At 65.9% G+C, this 255-nt stretch carries 1 pseudogene; it reads left to right on the top strand.

What is annotated here, in order from left to right:
• A pseudogene (locus SB786_RS36920) lies at window positions 1-255 on the top strand (N-acetyl-gamma-glutamyl-phosphate reductase); the annotation flags it as partial.

The raw sequence follows: 255 nt of genomic DNA, 5'->3' as shown, positions 1-255 counted from the left end.
CGGCGCATCGGACCCATCCGGATTGGGTCTATGGTTTTCCGGAAATGACGCCGGGGCAGGCGGAGCGCATCGCGAACGCGCGCAGGGTGACGAATCCCGGCTGCTATCCGACCGGCGCAATCGGCTTGCTGCATCCCTTGATGGCGGCTGGGCTCATCCCGGACAACTACCCGATCAGTATTCACGCGGTCTCCGGATACTCGGGACGCGGGCGTGCTGGCGTGGACGAACATGAAGGGCCGGGCGCAGCGAACG

The sequence above is a fragment of the Burkholderia sp. SIMBA_062 genome, assembly GCF_046534765.1.
GTDB lineage: Bacteria > Pseudomonadota > Gammaproteobacteria > Burkholderiales > Burkholderiaceae > Burkholderia > Burkholderia ambifaria.
The sequence above is the reverse complement of the archived record's forward strand: the minus strand, read 5'-3'. Positions and strand labels throughout refer to the sequence as shown.